The organism is Streptomyces sp. NPDC025833 (genome assembly GCF_055558055.1).
Window position 1 is genome coordinate 1 of the sequence record NZ_JBVHNF010000008.1, and the last position, 15,887, is coordinate 15,887.

General features: G+C 75.6%; 10 protein-coding genes. 4 read left to right on the plus strand and 6 right to left on the minus strand.

The window, feature by feature from the left end:
• Positions 1-464: 464 nt before the first annotated feature.
• Positions 465-1,013 (minus strand): MarR family winged helix-turn-helix transcriptional regulator, encoded by a 549-nt coding sequence (locus tag ACZ4K2_RS15265; RefSeq protein ID WP_467468791.1) that lies wholly within the window; start codon positions 1,011-1,013, stop codon positions 465-467.
• Positions 1,014-1,123: 110 nt separating this feature from the next.
• On the opposite strand from ACZ4K2_RS15265, the gene ACZ4K2_RS15270 reads away from it, so the two are divergent.
• Entirely contained in the window at positions 1,124-2,413 is a 1,290-nt protein-coding gene (locus ACZ4K2_RS15270) for an MFS transporter (RefSeq protein ID WP_467468841.1), read from the plus strand.
• Between the two features lie 57 nt (positions 2,414-2,470).
• Here the strand turns inward: ACZ4K2_RS15270 and ACZ4K2_RS15275 are convergent, their stop codons facing one another.
• The 3 genes from ACZ4K2_RS15275 to ACZ4K2_RS15285 form a co-directional block, all read right to left on the minus strand.
• Positions 2,471-3,292 (minus strand): class I SAM-dependent methyltransferase, encoded by an 822-nt coding sequence (locus tag ACZ4K2_RS15275; RefSeq protein WP_467468789.1) that lies wholly within the window; start codon positions 3,290-3,292, stop codon positions 2,471-2,473.
• Between the two features lie 57 nt (positions 3,293-3,349).
• A complete protein-coding gene (locus ACZ4K2_RS15280) occupies positions 3,350-5,017 on the minus strand; it encodes an ATP-binding SpoIIE family protein phosphatase (protein WP_467468787.1) in 1,668 nt (555 codons plus the stop codon).
• 129 nt (positions 5,018-5,146) lie between these two features.
• The gene (locus tag ACZ4K2_RS15285) at positions 5,147-6,526 is read right to left on the minus strand and encodes an NAD(P)/FAD-dependent oxidoreductase (RefSeq protein ID WP_467468785.1); all 1,380 of its coding nucleotides are present in this window, start codon (positions 6,524-6,526) and stop codon (positions 5,147-5,149) included.
• A gap of 376 nt (positions 6,527-6,902) precedes the next feature.
• Here ACZ4K2_RS15285 and ACZ4K2_RS15290 point away from each other — a divergent pair, with 376 nt between their 5' ends.
• Together ACZ4K2_RS15290 and ACZ4K2_RS15295 are read left to right on the plus strand one after the other, a co-directional pair.
• A complete protein-coding gene (locus ACZ4K2_RS15290; RefSeq protein WP_467468783.1) occupies positions 6,903-7,703 on the plus strand; it encodes a TetR/AcrR family transcriptional regulator in 801 nt (266 codons plus the stop codon).
• A gap of 64 nt (positions 7,704-7,767) precedes the next feature.
• Positions 7,768-8,232 carry an NPCBM/NEW2 domain-containing protein gene (locus tag ACZ4K2_RS15295; RefSeq protein WP_467468781.1) on the plus strand — a complete coding sequence of 155 codons (465 nt, stop codon included), beginning with the start codon at positions 7,768-7,770 and terminating at the stop codon, positions 8,230-8,232.
• On the opposite strand, the gene ACZ4K2_RS15300 is transcribed toward ACZ4K2_RS15295, so the two are convergent.
• Entirely contained in the window at positions 8,148-11,465 is a 3,318-nt protein-coding gene (locus ACZ4K2_RS15300) for an ATP-binding protein (protein WP_467468779.1), read from the minus strand. The two genes, ACZ4K2_RS15295 and ACZ4K2_RS15300, sit on opposite strands and share 85 nt — an antisense overlap.
• Before the next feature lie 176 nt (positions 11,466-11,641).
• Positions 11,642-13,717 carry an asparagine synthase-related protein gene (locus tag ACZ4K2_RS15305; protein ID WP_467468778.1) on the minus strand — a complete coding sequence of 692 codons (2,076 nt, stop codon included), beginning with the start codon at positions 13,715-13,717 and terminating at the stop codon, positions 11,642-11,644.
• 733 nt (positions 13,718-14,450) lie between these two features.
• Between ACZ4K2_RS15305 and ACZ4K2_RS15310 the strand changes: the two genes are divergently transcribed.
• Positions 14,451-15,881 carry an MFS transporter gene (locus ACZ4K2_RS15310; protein ID WP_467468776.1) on the plus strand — a complete coding sequence of 477 codons (1,431 nt, stop codon included), beginning with the start codon at positions 14,451-14,453 and terminating at the stop codon, positions 15,879-15,881.
• Positions 15,882-15,887: the final 6 nt, after the last annotated feature.

Below are 15,887 nucleotides of genomic sequence, written 5' to 3' on the forward strand. Positions count from 1 at the left end.
TCGCTTCCTTCGTACTCACCCTCTCGGGCTTTCCTCCGGGCTTCCCTTCGGTGTTTCCGACTCTATCAGATCTTTTTCCGATCCGATTTCCTCGGTGCTTTCCAGGTTCTCGCTTTCGCGTTTCCCTTTCCGGCGGTTCCGACTCTATCAGATCCTTTCGGCGTCTGACTCCCAGTCAGGGGGCTTGTCCTCCGGGCTGTTGGGCCCTTCCGACGTCTCAAACCTTAGCGGATCCGCTCGGCGATTCCCAATCGGGCCGCCGGGCTTCCCGTCGAATTGAATTCGGGCAAGCCGAAAGCAACCCGTTCGGGAGATCGTGCTGGTGGTGTGAGGGGTGCCGCTCGGGGCGGCTGAGTGCTACCGGAGAACCGTTACGGCTCCGTGGCAACCCGGAGAACACTACGGATCGGTCGGGGGCGTGTCAACACCCCTCTGTCAAGATCTTTTCGGGGAGGTGCGGGCCCTCAGTCCAGGTCGCTGAGCCGGCCGCCGGCGTCCGGCTGCGCGTGCTCCACCCTGCGCAGGAGCCGGATCAGGACCTCGCCGAGCACCGCGCGCTCCGCAGGGGTCAGGTCCTGGAGCAGGTCCGCCTCGAACACGGTGGCCAGACGCATGGCCTCCAGCCACTTCTCCCGGCCCTCGGGGGTCAGCTCCACGATGACGCGGACGCGGTTGGACTCGTCCCGCTCCCGGGTGACCAGGCCCTCGGTCACCATGCGGTCGATCCGGTGGGTCATCGCGGCCGGCGTCAGGCCGAGCCGCTTGGCCAGGTCGCCCGGGCCCATGCGGTAGGGGGCGCCGGAGAGGACCAGTGCCTTGAGGACCTCCCAGTCCGCGTTGCTGATGCCGAGGTCGGCGGTCTGGCGGCCGTACGCCACGTTCATGCGGCGGTTCAGCCGGGACAGCGCCGACACGATCTCCTCGACCTGGGGGTCCAGGTCCTGGAACTCGCGCTGGTAGGCGGCGATCTGTTCTTCGAGTGTCGGCTCCGGGACGCCGGTGGTGTCGGCCATGGCCGCAGTATGGCACGCGGCCCCTTTGCCTTGAAGTCCTTCACTGTGTACTCTTTAGCTTCGAACTTTAGCTTTGAAGTCTTCAGGTCTCACTAGTGAGAGAGGTGAACGTGACCAGGGCGATGGGCGCAGCGATGCGCCGGATCCACGTGGGCAACGCACTCAGCGCTTTCGGGCTCGGTTTCACGGTCCCCTACCTGTACGTCTACGTGGCGCAGGTGCGGGGGCTGGGTTCCATGACGGCGGGTCTCGTGCTCGCCGTCTTCGCCGTGGCCGCGCTGATCGTGCTGCCGCTGGCCGGTCGGGCGATCGTGCGGCGCGGCCCGCTGCCGGTCCTGCTGGCCGCCCTGGTGACCGCCGCTCTGGGAGCGCTGAGCCTCGGTCTGAGCGGCGGGGCCGCGACCGTGCTGGTGTCGGCGGCGGCCCTCGGTGCCGGGCAGGCCGTCATGCAGCCGGCGCTGGCGACGATGATCGTGGACTGCTCCTCGGCGGACACGCGCTCGCGCGCCTTCGCAATGCAGTTCTTCCTGCAGAACCTGGGGCTCGGCGTCGGCGGCCTCATTGGCGGCCACCTCGTCGACACCACCCGCGTCTCCTCCTTCACGCTGCTGTTCGCGATCGAGGCGGCCATGTTCCTGCTGCTGGTCGTCGTGATGGCGACCGTGCGGATGCCGCACTCGCCGCGGCTGGAGGACGCCCCGGAGGGCTCGGCGAAGGGCAGCTGGAAGCAGCTGCTCGGCAACCGGGCGATGGTGCAGCTGTGCGTGCTGGGCTTCGTGCTCTTCTTCGCCTGCTACGGGCAGTTCGAGTCCGGGCTGAGCGCCTACGGCGTCGAGGCCGCCGGGATATCCACCTCCGACCTGGGCACGGCGCTGGCCGCGAACACGCTGGTGATCGTGATCGCCCAGTTCGCCGTCCTGAAGCTGGTGGAGCGGCGCCGCCGGTCCCGGGTCATCGCCGCGGTCGGGCTGATCTGGGCCGTGGCCTGGCTGGCCGCCGGGTACGCCGGGCTCGGGCACGGCAGCCGGGAGATGGCCACGGCCGCCTTCGTGTCGACGTACGCGCTGTTCGGTCTCGGTGAGGCGATGCTGTCGCCGACGGTCGCCCCGCTGGTCGCCGATCTGGCGCCGGAGGGCATGGCCGGTCAGTACAACTCGGCGTTCGCCCTGGTCAAGCAGTTGGCGCTGGCGGTCGGTCCGGCGGTGGGCGGGCCGCTCGGCGCCTCGCTGCCCGGGCCGTACGTCGTGACCTTCCTGCTGTTCTCGCTGGGGATCACCGTGCTGGCGCTGCGGCTGGGCCGGCGGCTGTCCGCCGTGCAGGACCGGCCCGCCGCGGTGCGCGGTACCCGGGTGGTCACGCGGGGCGGGGCCGCGGCGGAGCCCGTGGCCGCGGAGGCGTGAGCCCCCGGTGGTCCGTGACGGCCGTCGCCTTCGGGCGGCGGCCGTTTCGCGTACCGGTCAGCGGGTCGCCGTGAGGAGGACCGCGGTGAAGGGCACGGACGCGGTGCCGTCCCCGGCGGTGCGGCCGGCGAGCCGGTCGCGGACCAGGCGGGCGGCGCGGGTGAGGGCCTCCTCGCCGCCGGCCTCCCTGAGCAGGCCGCCCCACAGCGCGTCCAGGTGGTCGCGGGCGTAGGTGTCGAGCGGGGGCAGGGCGATGCCGAAGGTGACCTCGCGGTGGGCGGTGTCCCGGTAGCCGGCCGCGCGGAGGGCGGCGGTGAGCTGATCGGCGGTGCCGGTGAAGGCCCGGGCGAAGTGGCGGGCCGCGTCGGGGCCGCCGTACTCCCGGAGCGCCAGGTGCTGGGCGCGGAAGTAGGGCTGGCGTTCGAGGGAGGCCCAGACGGTCGCGGCGAAGCGGCCCCCGGGGCGGGTGACCCGGGCCGTGCCGGTGAGGGCGGCACCGAGGTCGGGGAAGAACTGGGCGCCCTGCTGGCAGAGCACCGCGTCGAAGGTGGCGGGCCCGTACGGCAGGCGGCCGGCCGGGGCCACCCGGAAGTCGATGTCCGGCCGGAGGCGGGGGGCGTGCGCCCGGGCGACCCGGATCATGCCCTCGTCGGCGTCCACCCCGCAGACCCGGCCGGTGGGGCCGACCAGCGGGGCGGCCGCGCGGGCGGCGAAGCCCGTGCCGCAGGCGAGGTCGAGGACGTGGTCGCCGGGGCCGAGGCCGGCGGCGTCCACCAGCTCGGCCACGAAGGGGGCCATCAGCGGTGCGTGGTGGATCTCGTACCCCTCGGGGCCCGTGCCGCCGCGGGGTCCTTCCGTCCTGTCCGTCCTGTCCGGCATGGGTGCGCTCCTCGCAGCGGGCGTGGTCCGCCGCCGTGGTCCGGGCGGCCGTACGGGTCAGGTTCGCTGACCGGCCCCGGGCAGCACGAACTCGCACCACACCGCCTTGCCGCCGCCGGGGGTGCGCCGGCAGCCCCAGCCGGAGGCGATCGTCGCCACGATCGCGATGCCCCGGCCCGACTCGTCGCCGGGCTCGGCGCGGCGGCGTCTGGGCAGGTGGTCGTCGCCGTCGGTGACCTCGACGATCAGACGGCGGTCGGTGCGGCGGAGCCGGAGCCGCATCGGCGGGGTGCCGTGCTGGAGGCTGTTGGCGACCAGCTCGCTGGTGGCGAGGACGCCGAGGTCGTGCAGTTCGGCGGGGAAGCGCCAGCTGGTGAGGACGCCGGAGGCGAAGGCACGCGCGCGGGGGGCCGCCTCGACCCCGCCGAGGAGTTCGAGGGCGGCGTTGCGGAAGAGGTCGCCGTCGGGGCCCGTGCGCGCCGGGTGCTGGAGGACGAGGACGGCCACGTCGTCGTCGTGGTCGGCGGTGACGCCGGCCGAGCGGACCAGGCGGTCGCAGACGACCTGCGGGGTGCCGGTGGCGCCGGCGAGGGCGCCTGCGAGCGCGGCGATGCCCTCGTCCAGGTCGGCGTCGCGGCGCTCGACCAGGCCATCGGTGTAGAGGACGGCCGTGGCGCCGGGGCCGAGGGCGACGGAGCCGGAGGAGTGGATCCAGCCGCCGGTGCCGAGCGGCGGGCCGGTGGGTTCGTCGGCGCGGGACACCATGCCGTTCTCGTCGCGGACCAGGATCGGCAGGTGGCCCGCCGACGCGTACACCAGGCGGCCCTCGTTCGGGTCGTGCACGGCGTAGACGCAGGTGGCGATCTGGTTGGCGTCGATCTCGGCGGCCAGGCCGTCGAGCAGCTGGAGCACCTCGTGCGGGGGCAGGTCGAGGCGGGCGTAGGCCCGTACGGCCGTGCGGAGCTGGCCCATGACGGCCGCGGCGCGCACCCCGCGGCCCATGACGTCGCCGATGACGAGGGCGGTCCGGCCGCCGCCGAGGGTGATCACGTCGTACCAGTCGCCGCCGACCGCGGCCTCGGTGCCGCCGGGCTGGTAGGTGGCGGCGATGCGCAGGTCGTCGGGCTGCTCCAGTTCCTGCGGCAGCAGGGAGCGCTGGAGGGTGACGGCCGTCTCGCGCTGGCGGCGTTCGCTGGCGCGCAGGCGTTCGGCGGCTTCGGCGTGGTCGGTGACGTCGGTGGCGAAGACCAGCACACCGGCGTCGCGGTCGCCGTCCTCGGTGACGGGCGTGCAGGTGAAGGTGTACGAGCGGCCGTCGACGGCCTTGCGGGACTTCAGGGTGCGCGGCCGGCCGCTGCGCAGCACCTGGTCCAGGAGCGGGAGCAGGCCCAGCCCGGCGAGTTCGGGCAGGGCGTCGCGGGCGGGCGCGCCGGCGGGGCGGGTGCCGAAGGCGGCCGTATAGGCGCCGTTGACGTAGGCGATGCGGTGGTCGGGGCCGTGGACGAGGGCGACGAGGGCCGGGACGCGGTCCAGGACGTCCCGCACGGGCAGCTCGTCGACGGCGGGGACGGCGGGGGCCGGGGCCGGGTCGTCGGCCGGGTGTTCGGCGCGGGCCGCGGGCACGGCCCCTTCCCCCCGCCGGTCCGGGGGGACCGGGCTCTTGGTCCGTGCGGCGGCGCGGCGCTGCGTTCCGGGGAGACGGGCGCTCCAGCGCGTGAAGTTCACTGTGGGGAAGGCCTCGTGGGTGCGGTGGGCGGGCGGGGGACCCGTCCGCGGACGTGGGCAGTCTGACAGGAGCGGGCCGCGGCGACATCCTGTCGACGCGTCGGCGGGCCGGGGAGTTCCCGGGTCCGGTCAGGAGGACCCCTTCGGGTCGTCGGAGGGGGCGTGGGGAGGCTTTCGCCCGGCCGCCAGTTCGAACTCGGCGCGCGGGTGTTCGAGCGAGCCGAGCGAGACGATCTCCCGTTTGAAGAGGCCGGCGAGGGTCCATTCGGCGAGCACCCGGGCCTTGCGGTTGACGGTGGGCACCCGGCTGAGGTGGTAGACGCGGTGCATGAACCAGGCGGGGTAGCCCTTCAGCCTGCGCCCGTAGACCTGGGCGACGCCCTTGTGCAGGCCGAGGGAGGCGACGGAGCCGGCGTACCTGTGGGCGTACGTCTGGAGGGGCTCGCCGCGCAGGGCGTGGACGATGTTGTCGCCGAGGACCCTGGCCTGGCGGACCGCGTGCTGTGCGTTGGGTGCGGTCTCGGTGCCGGGTTCGGCGGCCGTGACGTCGGGGACGGCGGCGGCGTCGCCCGCGGCCCAGGCGTGCTCGGTGCCGTCGACGGTGAGCTGGGCGGTGCAGCGCAGCCGGCCGCGGGCGGTGCGCGGCAGGTCGGTCGCGGCGAGCAGCGGGTGCGGTTTGACCCCGGCGGTCCACACGACCGTACGGGTGGGGAAACTCTGGCCGTCGCTGAGCACGGCGACGCGGCCGGCACAGGACTCCAGGCGGGTGCCGAGCAGCACCTGGATGTTGCGGCGGCGCAGCTCGGTGACGGTGTAGCGGCCCATCTCCGGGCCGACCTCGGGCAGGATGCGGTCGGTCGCCTCCACGAGGACCCATTTCATGTCCTCGGGGCGGAGGTTGTGGTAGTACCGCGCCGCGTAGCGGGCCATGTCCTCCAGTTCGCCGAGTGCCTCGACGCCCGCGTAGCCGCCGCCGACGAAGACGAAGGTGAGGGCGGCGTCGCGGATGGCGGGATCGCGGGTGGAGGAGGCGATGTCCATCTGTTCGATGACGTGGTTGCGCAGGCCGATGGCCTCTTCGACGGTCTTGAAGCCGATGCCGTACTCGGCGAGGCCGGGGACGGGCAGGGCCCGGGAGACCGAGCCGGGGGCGAGCACGAGTTCGTCGTAGCCGAACAGCTCGTCCGACCTGCCCTCCTCGGCGGTGGCGAGCGTGGTGACAGCGGCGGTGCGCACCGCGTGGTCGACGGACGTCACCTCGCCGACGACGACGTGGCACCGGTCGAGGACGCGGCGCAGCGGTACGACGACGTGGCGCGGGGAGATCGATCCCGCGGCGGCCTCGGGGAGGAACGGCTGGTACGTCATGTAGGGGTCGGGGGTGACGACGGTGATCTCGGCCTCGCCCCTCCTCAGCTCGGCCCTCAGCTTCCGCTGGAGACGCAGGGCCGTGTACATCCCGACGTAGCCGCCGCCGACAACCAGAATGCGCGCACGTTCCTTCACCATCCCATGACGCACCCGGCGCTGTTGTTTGTCCACAGCCCCGACCAGGTGTGTGACCGACGGCCGGGGGCGCCCGGGGCCGGCGGCGGCGTTCACGCAGGACGAATGGGGCCAGGTCAGCAGGGGCGGACGAGAACGGGCGAAGGGACGGATTCGGGACGTACGCGGCCCGTACTCCGATCGGGGGGCGCACTGTGCGGAACCTGCCCCTTCTGAATTGACCCCGCCTCAACTATGTTCGTGTGTCGTCGGAGTGTGGGGGATACGGGCGGCCGGGTTCGCGACGGGCGGGTTCGGCCGGGACCGATGCCGGTTCCTCGCACTGCGTATTCAATGGCGGGGAGTCTCCGGGGGGAGACGTCATTTCCGGGGGAAATACATGCATGTTCAGGACACGCATTGGGCACCCGCAGCCGCGATCGCGGCCGGCGGAAAGGCCATGAACGCGGCGATGGGCAACGGACGCGCGGACGGGGCGCGTACGGCTCCGCTGCGGGTGGACGCACAGCGCAATCTGGAGCACGTGCTGCGTGCGGCGCGTGAGGTGTTCGGCGAGCTGGGTTACGGCGCGCCGATGGAGGACGTGGCGCGGCGCGCGCGGGTCGGGGTGGGCACGGTGTACCGGCGCTTCCCCAGCAAGGACGTACTGGTCCGGCGGATCGCGGAGGAGGAGACGGCACGGCTGACCGAGCAGGCGCGGACCGCGCTCGGGCAGGAGGACGAGCCGTGGTCGGCGCTGTCGCGGTTCCTGCGGACGTCCGTGGCGTCCGGGGCGGGCCGGCTGCTGCCGCCGCAGGTGCTGCGGGTCGGCTCGGACGATCCGGTCGAGGAGGCCGTCGGCGCCGCCGCCGGTGCCGCCCTGTCCGTCGGCCCGGTCGGGCCCGTCGAGGCACGGCTGCCCCAGCAGCGGACGCTGGGCGGCGGTGAGCTGCGCCTGGTGGCGGAGGACGCCGCGCCGGTGGCCGACGACGCCGGGGTCGGGGCGCTGCTCGAGGTGGTCGGGCGGCTGGTGGAGCGGGCCCGGGCGGCCGGTGAACTGCGGGCGGACGTGTCCGTGGGGGACGTCCTGCTGGTGATCGCCACGGCCGCGCCGTCCCTGCCGGACGCGGCGCAGCAGGCGGCGGCCTCCGCGCGGCTGCTGGAGATCCTGCTGGAGGGGCTCCGGTCCCGGCCGGCGTAGGTCCGGCGCGAGTGACCCGAGCGGCGGGGCCCGTCCCGGCCCCGCCGCCTCACCGGCACCACGCGTGCTCACGCGTACCGCTCGCAGCACTCGTTCGGGTGGTGCGGGCGGCGGGCCGGTCCGTCCGAGGGATGTTCCGGAGCGGTACGGGCGCGGGATCACCGTCCAGGGGACGTCGTCGGTCGCCGTCGTCCTCGACCGGCGGTGCACCGCGTACGACGCGCCGGCCGGCGTGGACGACCTGGCGTCCGGCCTCGGCGCGGCCTCCTTCGCCGTCTACGCCGACGGGGTCCCGCTGTGGCGGTCCGGCGTGGTCCGGGGCCGCGAGCGGGCCGTCCCCGTCCACGTGGACCTCGCCGGGCGCCGGAGCGTGCGGCCGGTGGCGGACGGGCACGGCCGGCCCGCGGGCCCGGGTGGCGCCCGCGGACCGGGCGGAGTCCCGGTTCACCTGCCGGTAGCCCGCTCCGGCCGGTCCCCGGCGGCCGCCGGCACGGCGGCCAGCTCCCGCAGGACGTCCGCCACGCCGTAGGCGGCACCCCGGGCGCACTCGGCCGCGTACCGGCCGGGGGGCAGGGCCGCTCGGGCGCCCGCCCGTACCCGGTCGGCGTCGGTGCGCTCGGGTTCGGGCCGCCGGCGGCCCTCGCGCCACCGGTCCGCGGCGGCGAACAGCCGGATCGCGCCCGGCAGGTCGCCGAGCCGGGCCAGCAGGCCGGCCGCCGCGTCGACCAGGCCCGCCGTGATCGACTCCGCGCACTCCTGGGCCACGGCCTCGCGCAGGGCGTCCGCCAGGACCGGCAGCCCGTGCGCCGGGCCCGACTCGGCGGCCAGGAGCAGCCCCTCCACCGTCCGCTGCACCGCCACGAACTGCGGGGGCGGGGTGCCGATGCCGGCCACCTCGCAGGTCGCCTCGTACAGCTCGCGGGCGCGGGCGGTCTGCCCGCCGTGCAGGGCGAGGTGGGCGCGGAGCAGCAGTGCGAAGGACCGCGACTCCGGCACCACGTACCGGTCGGCGGCCGCCTCGGCCTCGTCCAGCAGGGCCAGCGCGGCCTCCTGGTCGCCGCCCCGGTAGGAGATCTCGGCGAGCCGGGCGAGCAGGAACGGCGCCTCGGCGTTCGCGCCCACCTCGTAGGAGAGGCGCAGCGCTTCCTCGTACTCGTCGCGGGCCTCGTCCAGCCGGCCGCGCGCCATGGCGGCCTCCCCGGCGGCGCTGCACACCTGCGCCCCCATCCAGCGGTCGCCGACGCGCCGGCTGAGCACCCGCAGCTCGGCCAGGTCCTCGTCCACGCCCCGGAGGTTGCCGGGCGAGTCGACGGTCACGTGGGCCCGGTACATCAGGGCGACCGCGACCTCCCAGTCGCCGCCGAACACGCGGGCGTTGGCGACGGTCCGCGACATGTGCGGGCGGACGTCCACCGGGCCGCCCAGGTAGTACGTGGTCAGCGGCCAGATGATGCCGGGGAACCGGGCGGCACGCGGGCCGCCGCCCTCGTAGGCCTCCCGCACGCGCGCGACGTACTCCGCGAGCCGGTCGTCGGCCGCCAGGTTGCCGACGCCCGACTCGGAGGTCAGGAAAAGGTCGAGCATGCGCAGGTCCATGCGGAGCGCGGCGAGCGGGTGCGCGGCCTGGCCGTCCGGGTCGGCGAAGAGGGCGGCCACCGGGTCCGCGCGGTCGGCCGCGACGGCCGGCGGTCGCGCGGGCAGGGTGTCCAGGGCGGCGCCGAGGCGGAGCACCAGCCGTACCCAGGCGACCGCCTCCGGGCGGTGGTTGCGCAGCCACCAGAACCAGCCGATGGCCAGGACGACGGCGCCCGCCTCGGCCTCGTCCCCGGCGCGCACCGCGCGGTCCAGGGCCGCGCGGATGTTGTCCAGTTCGGTCTCCAGGCGGGAGAACCAGGCGAGCTGGGCCGCCGAGCGGAGCTGCGGCTCGGCCTCCTCCACCAGCGACCGCACCCACGCGCGGTGGCGCCGCTCGGCCGCCGCCCGCAGTCCGGGGACCTCGGCCGCGCGCTCGGTGGCGTACTCGTGGATGGTCTCCAGCATGCGGTAGCGCATCCCGGTGCCGGTGCCGTCCGGGTCGTGCGGGGCGGCGACCACGAGGGACTTGTCGACCAGTGCGCCGATCAGTTCCGCGGCGGGCCCGGTGCACACCGCCTCGGCCGCCGCGAGGTCCCAGCCGCCGGCGAACACCGACACCTCGCGCAGCACCGTCCGCTCCCGCTCGTCCAGCAGTTCCCAGGACCAGTCGACGACCGCGCGCAGGGTCTGCTGGCGGGGCAGGACCGTGCGGCTGCCGGAGGTGAGCAGCCGGAAGCGGTCGTCGAGGCGGTCGGCGATCTGCCGCGGGGTGAGCATCCTGAGCCGGGCCGCGGCCAGTTCGATGGCGAGCGGCAGCCCGTCCAGGCGGCGGCAGATCTCCGCCACGGCCGCGGTGTCGCCGAGGACCGTGTCGGCGTCGGGGCGGACGGTCCGCGCGCGCTCGGTGAACAGGCGGTGCGCCTGTTCCGGGACGAGGGGTTCGACCGGGCGCACCGACTCGCCGGGGACGCCCAGGGGTTCGCGGCTGGTCGCGAGGATGGTGAGCCCGGGGCAGCGGGTGAGGAGGGTCTCGGCGAGGGCGGCCGCCCCGTCGACGACGTGCTCGCAGTTGTCGAGGATCAGGAGGTGGTCGCGGGCCGCGCAGTGCTCGACCAGCAGGGCGGTCGGGTCGGCCTGCTGGGTGGCCGGCTCGTTGGTCAGGAGCACGGTCTCGCGCAGGCCGAGCGCGCTGACCACCGCGCCGGGGACCGCCTCCGGCCGGTCGAGCGGGGCCAGTTCGACGAGCCAGGCGGAGGGGAGCGCCGCTGCGGCCTCCTCGGCGAGGCGGGTCTTCCCCGAGCCGCCCGGTCCGGTGAGCGTGACCAGGCGGGCCCGCCGCACGTCGGCGCGGATGGCCTCCAGCTCCGGGCCGCGGCCGACGAAGGACGTCAGCCGGGGCCGGAGGTTGCCGGTGCGCCCGGTCCGCGGGGCGGGGGTGTGCGGGACGGGCGGGCGGGGCGGCGCGGCGGGCTCGTGCCGCAGCAGCGAGGCGTGCAGGGCCCGCAGTTCCGGTCCGGGATCGGTGCCGAGGGTGTCGGCGAGGGTGCGGCGCGCGGACTCGTAGGCGGCGAGCGCGTCGGCCGGACGGCCCGTGTCGCGCAGGGCCCGGATGAGGAGGACGCGCAGGGGCTCGTCGTACGGGTGGGCGGCGGTCAGTTCCCGCAGTTCCGGTACGACCTCATGGGCCCGGCCGAGGTCGAGGGCGGCGGCGGCGCGGGCGCGGGCCGCCTCCCGGCGCAGGGCCTCGGGGCGGGTGGCCGCGGCGCGGTCGGGGAGGTCGGCGAGGGCCGGGCCGTACCAGAGGGACAGGGCCTCGGTGAGAGCGCGGTGGGCGGTTGCCGGGTCGCCGGCGGCGAGGGCGGCGGTGCCGGTGCGGGTGAGCCGTTCGAAGGTGTGCAGGTCGACGTCCGCCGGGGCGGCTTCGAGGCGGTAGCCGCCCGGGGCGGAGGTGACGGCGTCCTTGCCGAGGGCCCGGCGGAGGCGGCCGACGAGGGCCTGGAGGGCGGCGGGGGCGTCCTTCGGCGGGTCGTCCGCCCAGATGTCGCCGATCAGCGCGTCGGGGGTGGCGGTGCGGCCGGCCCGGAGGGCGAGGGCGGCGAGGAGCGCGCGCAGACGCCGGCCGCCGACGGGTACGGGGGCGCCCTGGTCGTCTGCTGCTTGGGTCACGCCCAGGATTCGGTACCGCACCCGGTCATTGTGGCCGGGGGCGCGCGGCGGGTCACCGGAGTTTCCGCCGCGGCGAGCCGCGGCCGACCGCGCCGCGGGCACGGGCGCGGCCGTCACGGCATCCGGCGAGCCCCCGGGACGCCGAGCGCGCACGCCCCGCACGCGCGCGGGACGCCTCCCGTCGCGCCCGTACCCGCTCACGCGCCGGAGGCGAGCGCGCTCCTCCTCGGCTGGATCCCGGACGGCACCGCGCGGGAGCGTCCCGGCGTGCCCGTCCAGCAGGTGCCGCGGCGGGAGAGCAGGCGGCGGAGCCAGAGTTCGAGGGAGACGAGGTCGGCCAGGCCGTCCAGGGGCAGCGGATCGCCGGCCGCGGCGGAGCGTACGGCCTTGCGGACCACGCGGGCCTCCACCAGGCCGGCGTCGGCGAGGAGCGGTGTGGCGAAGAGGTCGACCAGGGGATCGGCCGCGACGCGCAGGCCCGTGTGGACGGCCGCGGCCGAGGAGGCGTGGGAGGGGGCGCCCCAGCCGGGCGGGAGGTCGGTGACGCCGGCGCCCTCCAGCACCGTGCGGAGGATGGCGGCGCGGGCGCCGGGCTGGACGCGCAGGGCCTCGGGCAGGTCGCGGCAGGCGCGGACGACCTGGTTGTCGAGGAAGGGCGCGTGCAGGCGCTGGGAGCGGATCTCCGCGGCCTGTTCCAGGACCCGCAGGTCGGCGGCGTAGCGGGCGAGCGCCGCACGCGCGCGGTAGTCGCCGGGGCGCTGCACGCCAGTGCCGGAGCGATCGGCCTCCGCCTGGAGCAGAACCGATACTTCAGCCAGTGCCTCGCCCGTCAGCCACCGTGCGGCGGGCCCGGGTCTCGCCCAGGTCAGCGCGGCGAGGGACGCGCCGACCGCGCCCTCGGGCTCGTCGAAGCGGCGCCGCATCAGCCGCTCGGCCAGCGCCTCCAGGCCCGCCCGGTAGGGGGTGCGGGCCAGGCGCCGGGCCGCGCCGTACACCCGCGCGGGGACCATCACCGAGCCGTCCGCGCGGGCGAGCGCGGCGACCGGCCGGACCAGGTGGCGCCGGCGGCGGTCCACCAGGAGGTCGGCGAGCCGGGCGGGGTGGGCGTCCAGGACCTGGCGGGCACCGTGGCCGGTGAAGTGGTCGGCGCTGCCGGCGGCGAGCCGCGCCCGGTGCCGGGCCGCCTGGACGAGGGAGGGGCCGGGTTCGTCGGTCAGGGGGCCGTCGAGGTCGGCGTACGGCAGGGTCTCCTCGTCGCCGGTGACCACGACGTGGTGCAGGCGGGGGTCGGCGGCCAGGGTCCCGGCGCTCTCCAGCTCGGCCTCGCGGCCGGCCACGGCGAGGTCGTTGAAGGTGACCGCGAGGAGGCGCTCGCCGGCGCCCGTGCCGTGTCCGAGCAGCGTGCCGGGCCGGCCGGGCAGTCCGGCGGCCAGCAGTGCGAGGGTGCCGGACGCGGGCCCGCCGGACAGGTCGGCGCCGATGCCGGGGACGGGCATCCCCCGCGCGGCGCGCCGCTCGGCCGGTCCCATGCCGGGCACCGGCCCGGGGTCCAGGTCGGGCACGTGCCGGGGGGCCGCCAGCCGGGTGCGGACCGCGTCCACGAGGGCGTCCCGGACGGCGTCCACGGCCCGGTCGGCGTCGGCGGGGGGCGCGGCCACGGCGAGGGAGGCGACGGGCTCGTACCCGGCGATCTCGCGCGCTCCGGCGCGGAGCACCAGGGCGTGCCCCGGCGGAATGCGCCGCACACCGTCGTACGGGGTGGTGTCGCGCAGCGCGGCCGGTACGTCGGGGGCGGCGAGCAGGGCGGCGAGGTGGGTGAAGTCGAGGTTGGCCTCGACGAGGTCGGCGAGGGGCAGCGCGGCGGTGGCGTAGGCGGTGCCGCCGTCCCAGGGGGTGTGGAAGACCGGCCGGGCGCCCGCGAGATCGCCGCAGACCGTGATCCGGCGGCCGGCCCGGACGACGGCCGTGTAACTGCCGGACCAGGTGGTCAGGTGGCGGACCGCGCCGCCGCGCGCGGTGAACAGGCCGCGCCGCAGCTCCTCGTCGGTGGCGCCGCAGATGCCGAGGACGGCGATCCGGTGCTCCGCGTCGGCGTGCACCACGCGGATCTCGTCCGGCCGCCAGTCGCCGACGGCCCACAGCGGGTCGGGGTCGCCCCACAGGAGCTGGGCGCCGACCGGGTGCAGGGCCTCGCCCTCGTAGCCGACGGCACCCGCCGAACCGATCGCGGCGGCGCCCGCGGCGGTGCTGCTCCACCCCACCAACCACCGCATCGACGCCTCCACAGGCTGTGGACCACCAGTGCACCGCATGAACCGGACCCATGCTGCCATGAAGGGAAGGCCGGAGCGTGGCGGTGGCGCCGCCTTCGATCGAGGGAAACCGAGGGAAGTTCGCGCGGCGGGCCCGGGGAGTCGATCTCCGGCGGGCGGGTGCCGAGTGGTCCCGCGGGGAGCGGTGTCCGTCGGGTGCGGCGCGAACGCGCCCCCAGTGCGCTCCCCCAACACCCCTTTCGCGCCCTCAAGTTGCATGGTCGCGAAGGAATTTCACCGTGCCGGGTGGGAGTCGGTTTTCGGCCAAATAGGCAGCGGGTCAACGGACATGGCCACGCTCCGTACAGGCCGGCGGCGCGTGCGCCGACCCGCGCACGCGCACGGTCCGGGAGGCGGTCGACGCCCCCCGGACCGGTCCGCCACCCGCGGGGATGAAGGCGGCGGTGTCCCCCAGCCCACTGGATCCAGTACAGCGGGCCGACCCACGCACGAGCCATCGAACCGGCTGCCGGATGGCCGCAGGAGAGCGCACGCACGGGCGCACGGCCACACGGGCGGGGGCACGAGGCGGCACTCCGTGCACGGTGCGTACAGGGCCGGGCGCCGGTACGGACCACAATCCCGCCATCCGGAAGAATGCCCCTTAACGCTTGGGATGCGGCGAACTACGCTGGGTTTACGAATGCCGCGTGGTTATGCCAGAGCGGCAGCCGTCTGTGTCGAGGGGTGGCTCATGTCCAGGGAGCAACGCGGGCCGAACGAGAAACTCGGCGCCGTTCTCGCCCTCGCGGGAATCAGCAACGCGGGACTCGCGCGGCGCGTCAACGACCTGGGCGCCCAGCGCGGGTTGACGCTTCGCTACGACAAGACGTCGGTGGCGCGCTGGGTGTCGAAGGGCATGGTGCCGCAGGGCGCGGCGCCGCACCTCATCGCCGCCGCCATCGGCCAGAAACTCGGCCGCCCGGTGCCGCTCCACGAGATCGGCCTGGCCGACGCGGACCCCGCGCCCGAGGTGGGCCTCGCCTTCCCCCGGGACGTCGGGCAGGCGGTGAAGTCGGCGACGGAGCTGTACCGCCTCGACCTCGCCGGGCGCCGGGCCGGCTCCGGCGGCATCTGGCAGTCCCTCGCCGGATCGTTCGCGGTGAGCGCGTACGCGACGCCCGCCTCGCGGTGGCTGATAACCCCCGCCGACAGCTCGGTCGCACGGGAGGCGGGGTCCGCCGAGGGCTCCGGCGCACCGCTCAGAGTCGGCCACAGCGACGTGCGCAAGCTCCGCGAGGCCGCCGAGGACGCCCGGCGGTGGGACTCCAAATACGGCGGCGGGGACTGGCGTTCGTCGATGGTGCCGGAGTGCCTGCGGGTCGAGGCGGCGCCCCTGCTGCTCGGCGCCTACTCCGACGAGGTCGGCCGCGCCCTGTTCGGCGCCTCGGCGGAGCTCACCCGGCTCGCCGGCTGGATGGCCTTCGACACCGGGCAGCAGGAGGCGGCGCAGCGCTACTACATCCAGGCGCTGCGCCTCGCGCGCGCGGCGGCGGACGTCCCGCTGGGCGGCTACGTGCTCGCCTCCATGTCGCTGCAGGCGACGTACCGGGGGTTCGGGGACGAGGGGGTCGACCTCGCGCAAGCCGCGCTGGAGCGCAACCGGGGCCTGGCGACCGCCCGCACCATGAGCTTCTTCCGGCTGGTCGAGGCCCGCGCACACGCGCGTGCGGGCGACGCGCAGGCCGCCGGCGCGGCCCTGAAGGCCGCCGAGGGCTGGCTGGAGCGCTCGCGCGAGGGGGACAGCGACCCGTCCTGGCTCGGCTTCTACGGGTACGACCGGTTCGCCGCCGACGCGGCCGAGTGCTACCGGGACCTGAAGGCGCCGCGGCAGGTCCGCCGGTTCACCGAGCAGGCGCTGTCCAAGCCGACGGAGGAGTTCGTGCGGTCGCACGGGCTGCGGCTGGTGGTGTCCGCCGTCGCCGAGCTGGAGTCCGGCAACCTGGACGCGGCGTGCGAGCAGGGGGTGCGGGCCGTGGAGGTCGCGGGGCGGATCTCGTCGGCGCGGACGACGGAGTACGTGAAGGACCTGCTGCACCGGCTGGAGCCGTACGGCGACGAGCCGCGGGTGGTGGAGCTGCGGGAACGGGCCCGCCCGCTGCTGGCGGCGGCGGCTCCGGCGTGAGCGCCG

Coding starts and splice junctions, on each gene's coding strand:
- ACZ4K2_RS15265 (WP_467468791.1), bottom strand. CDS start 1,013: ATGGCCGACACCACCGGCGTCCCGGAGCCGACACTCGAAGAACAGATC.
- ACZ4K2_RS15275 (WP_467468789.1), bottom strand. CDS start 3,292: ATGCCGGACAGGACGGACAGGACGGAAGGACCCCGCGGCGGCACGGGC.
- ACZ4K2_RS15285 (WP_467468785.1), bottom strand. CDS start 6,526: ATGGTGAAGGAACGTGCGCGCATTCTGGTTGTCGGCGGCGGCTACGTC.
- ACZ4K2_RS15290 (WP_467468783.1), top strand. CDS start 6,903: ATGCATGTTCAGGACACGCATTGGGCACCCGCAGCCGCGATCGCGGCC.
- ACZ4K2_RS15305 (WP_467468778.1), bottom strand. CDS start 13,717: ATGCGGTGGTTGGTGGGGTGGAGCAGCACCGCCGCGGGCGCCGCCGCG.
- ACZ4K2_RS15310 (WP_467468776.1), top strand. CDS start 14,451: ATGTCCAGGGAGCAACGCGGGCCGAACGAGAAACTCGGCGCCGTTCTC.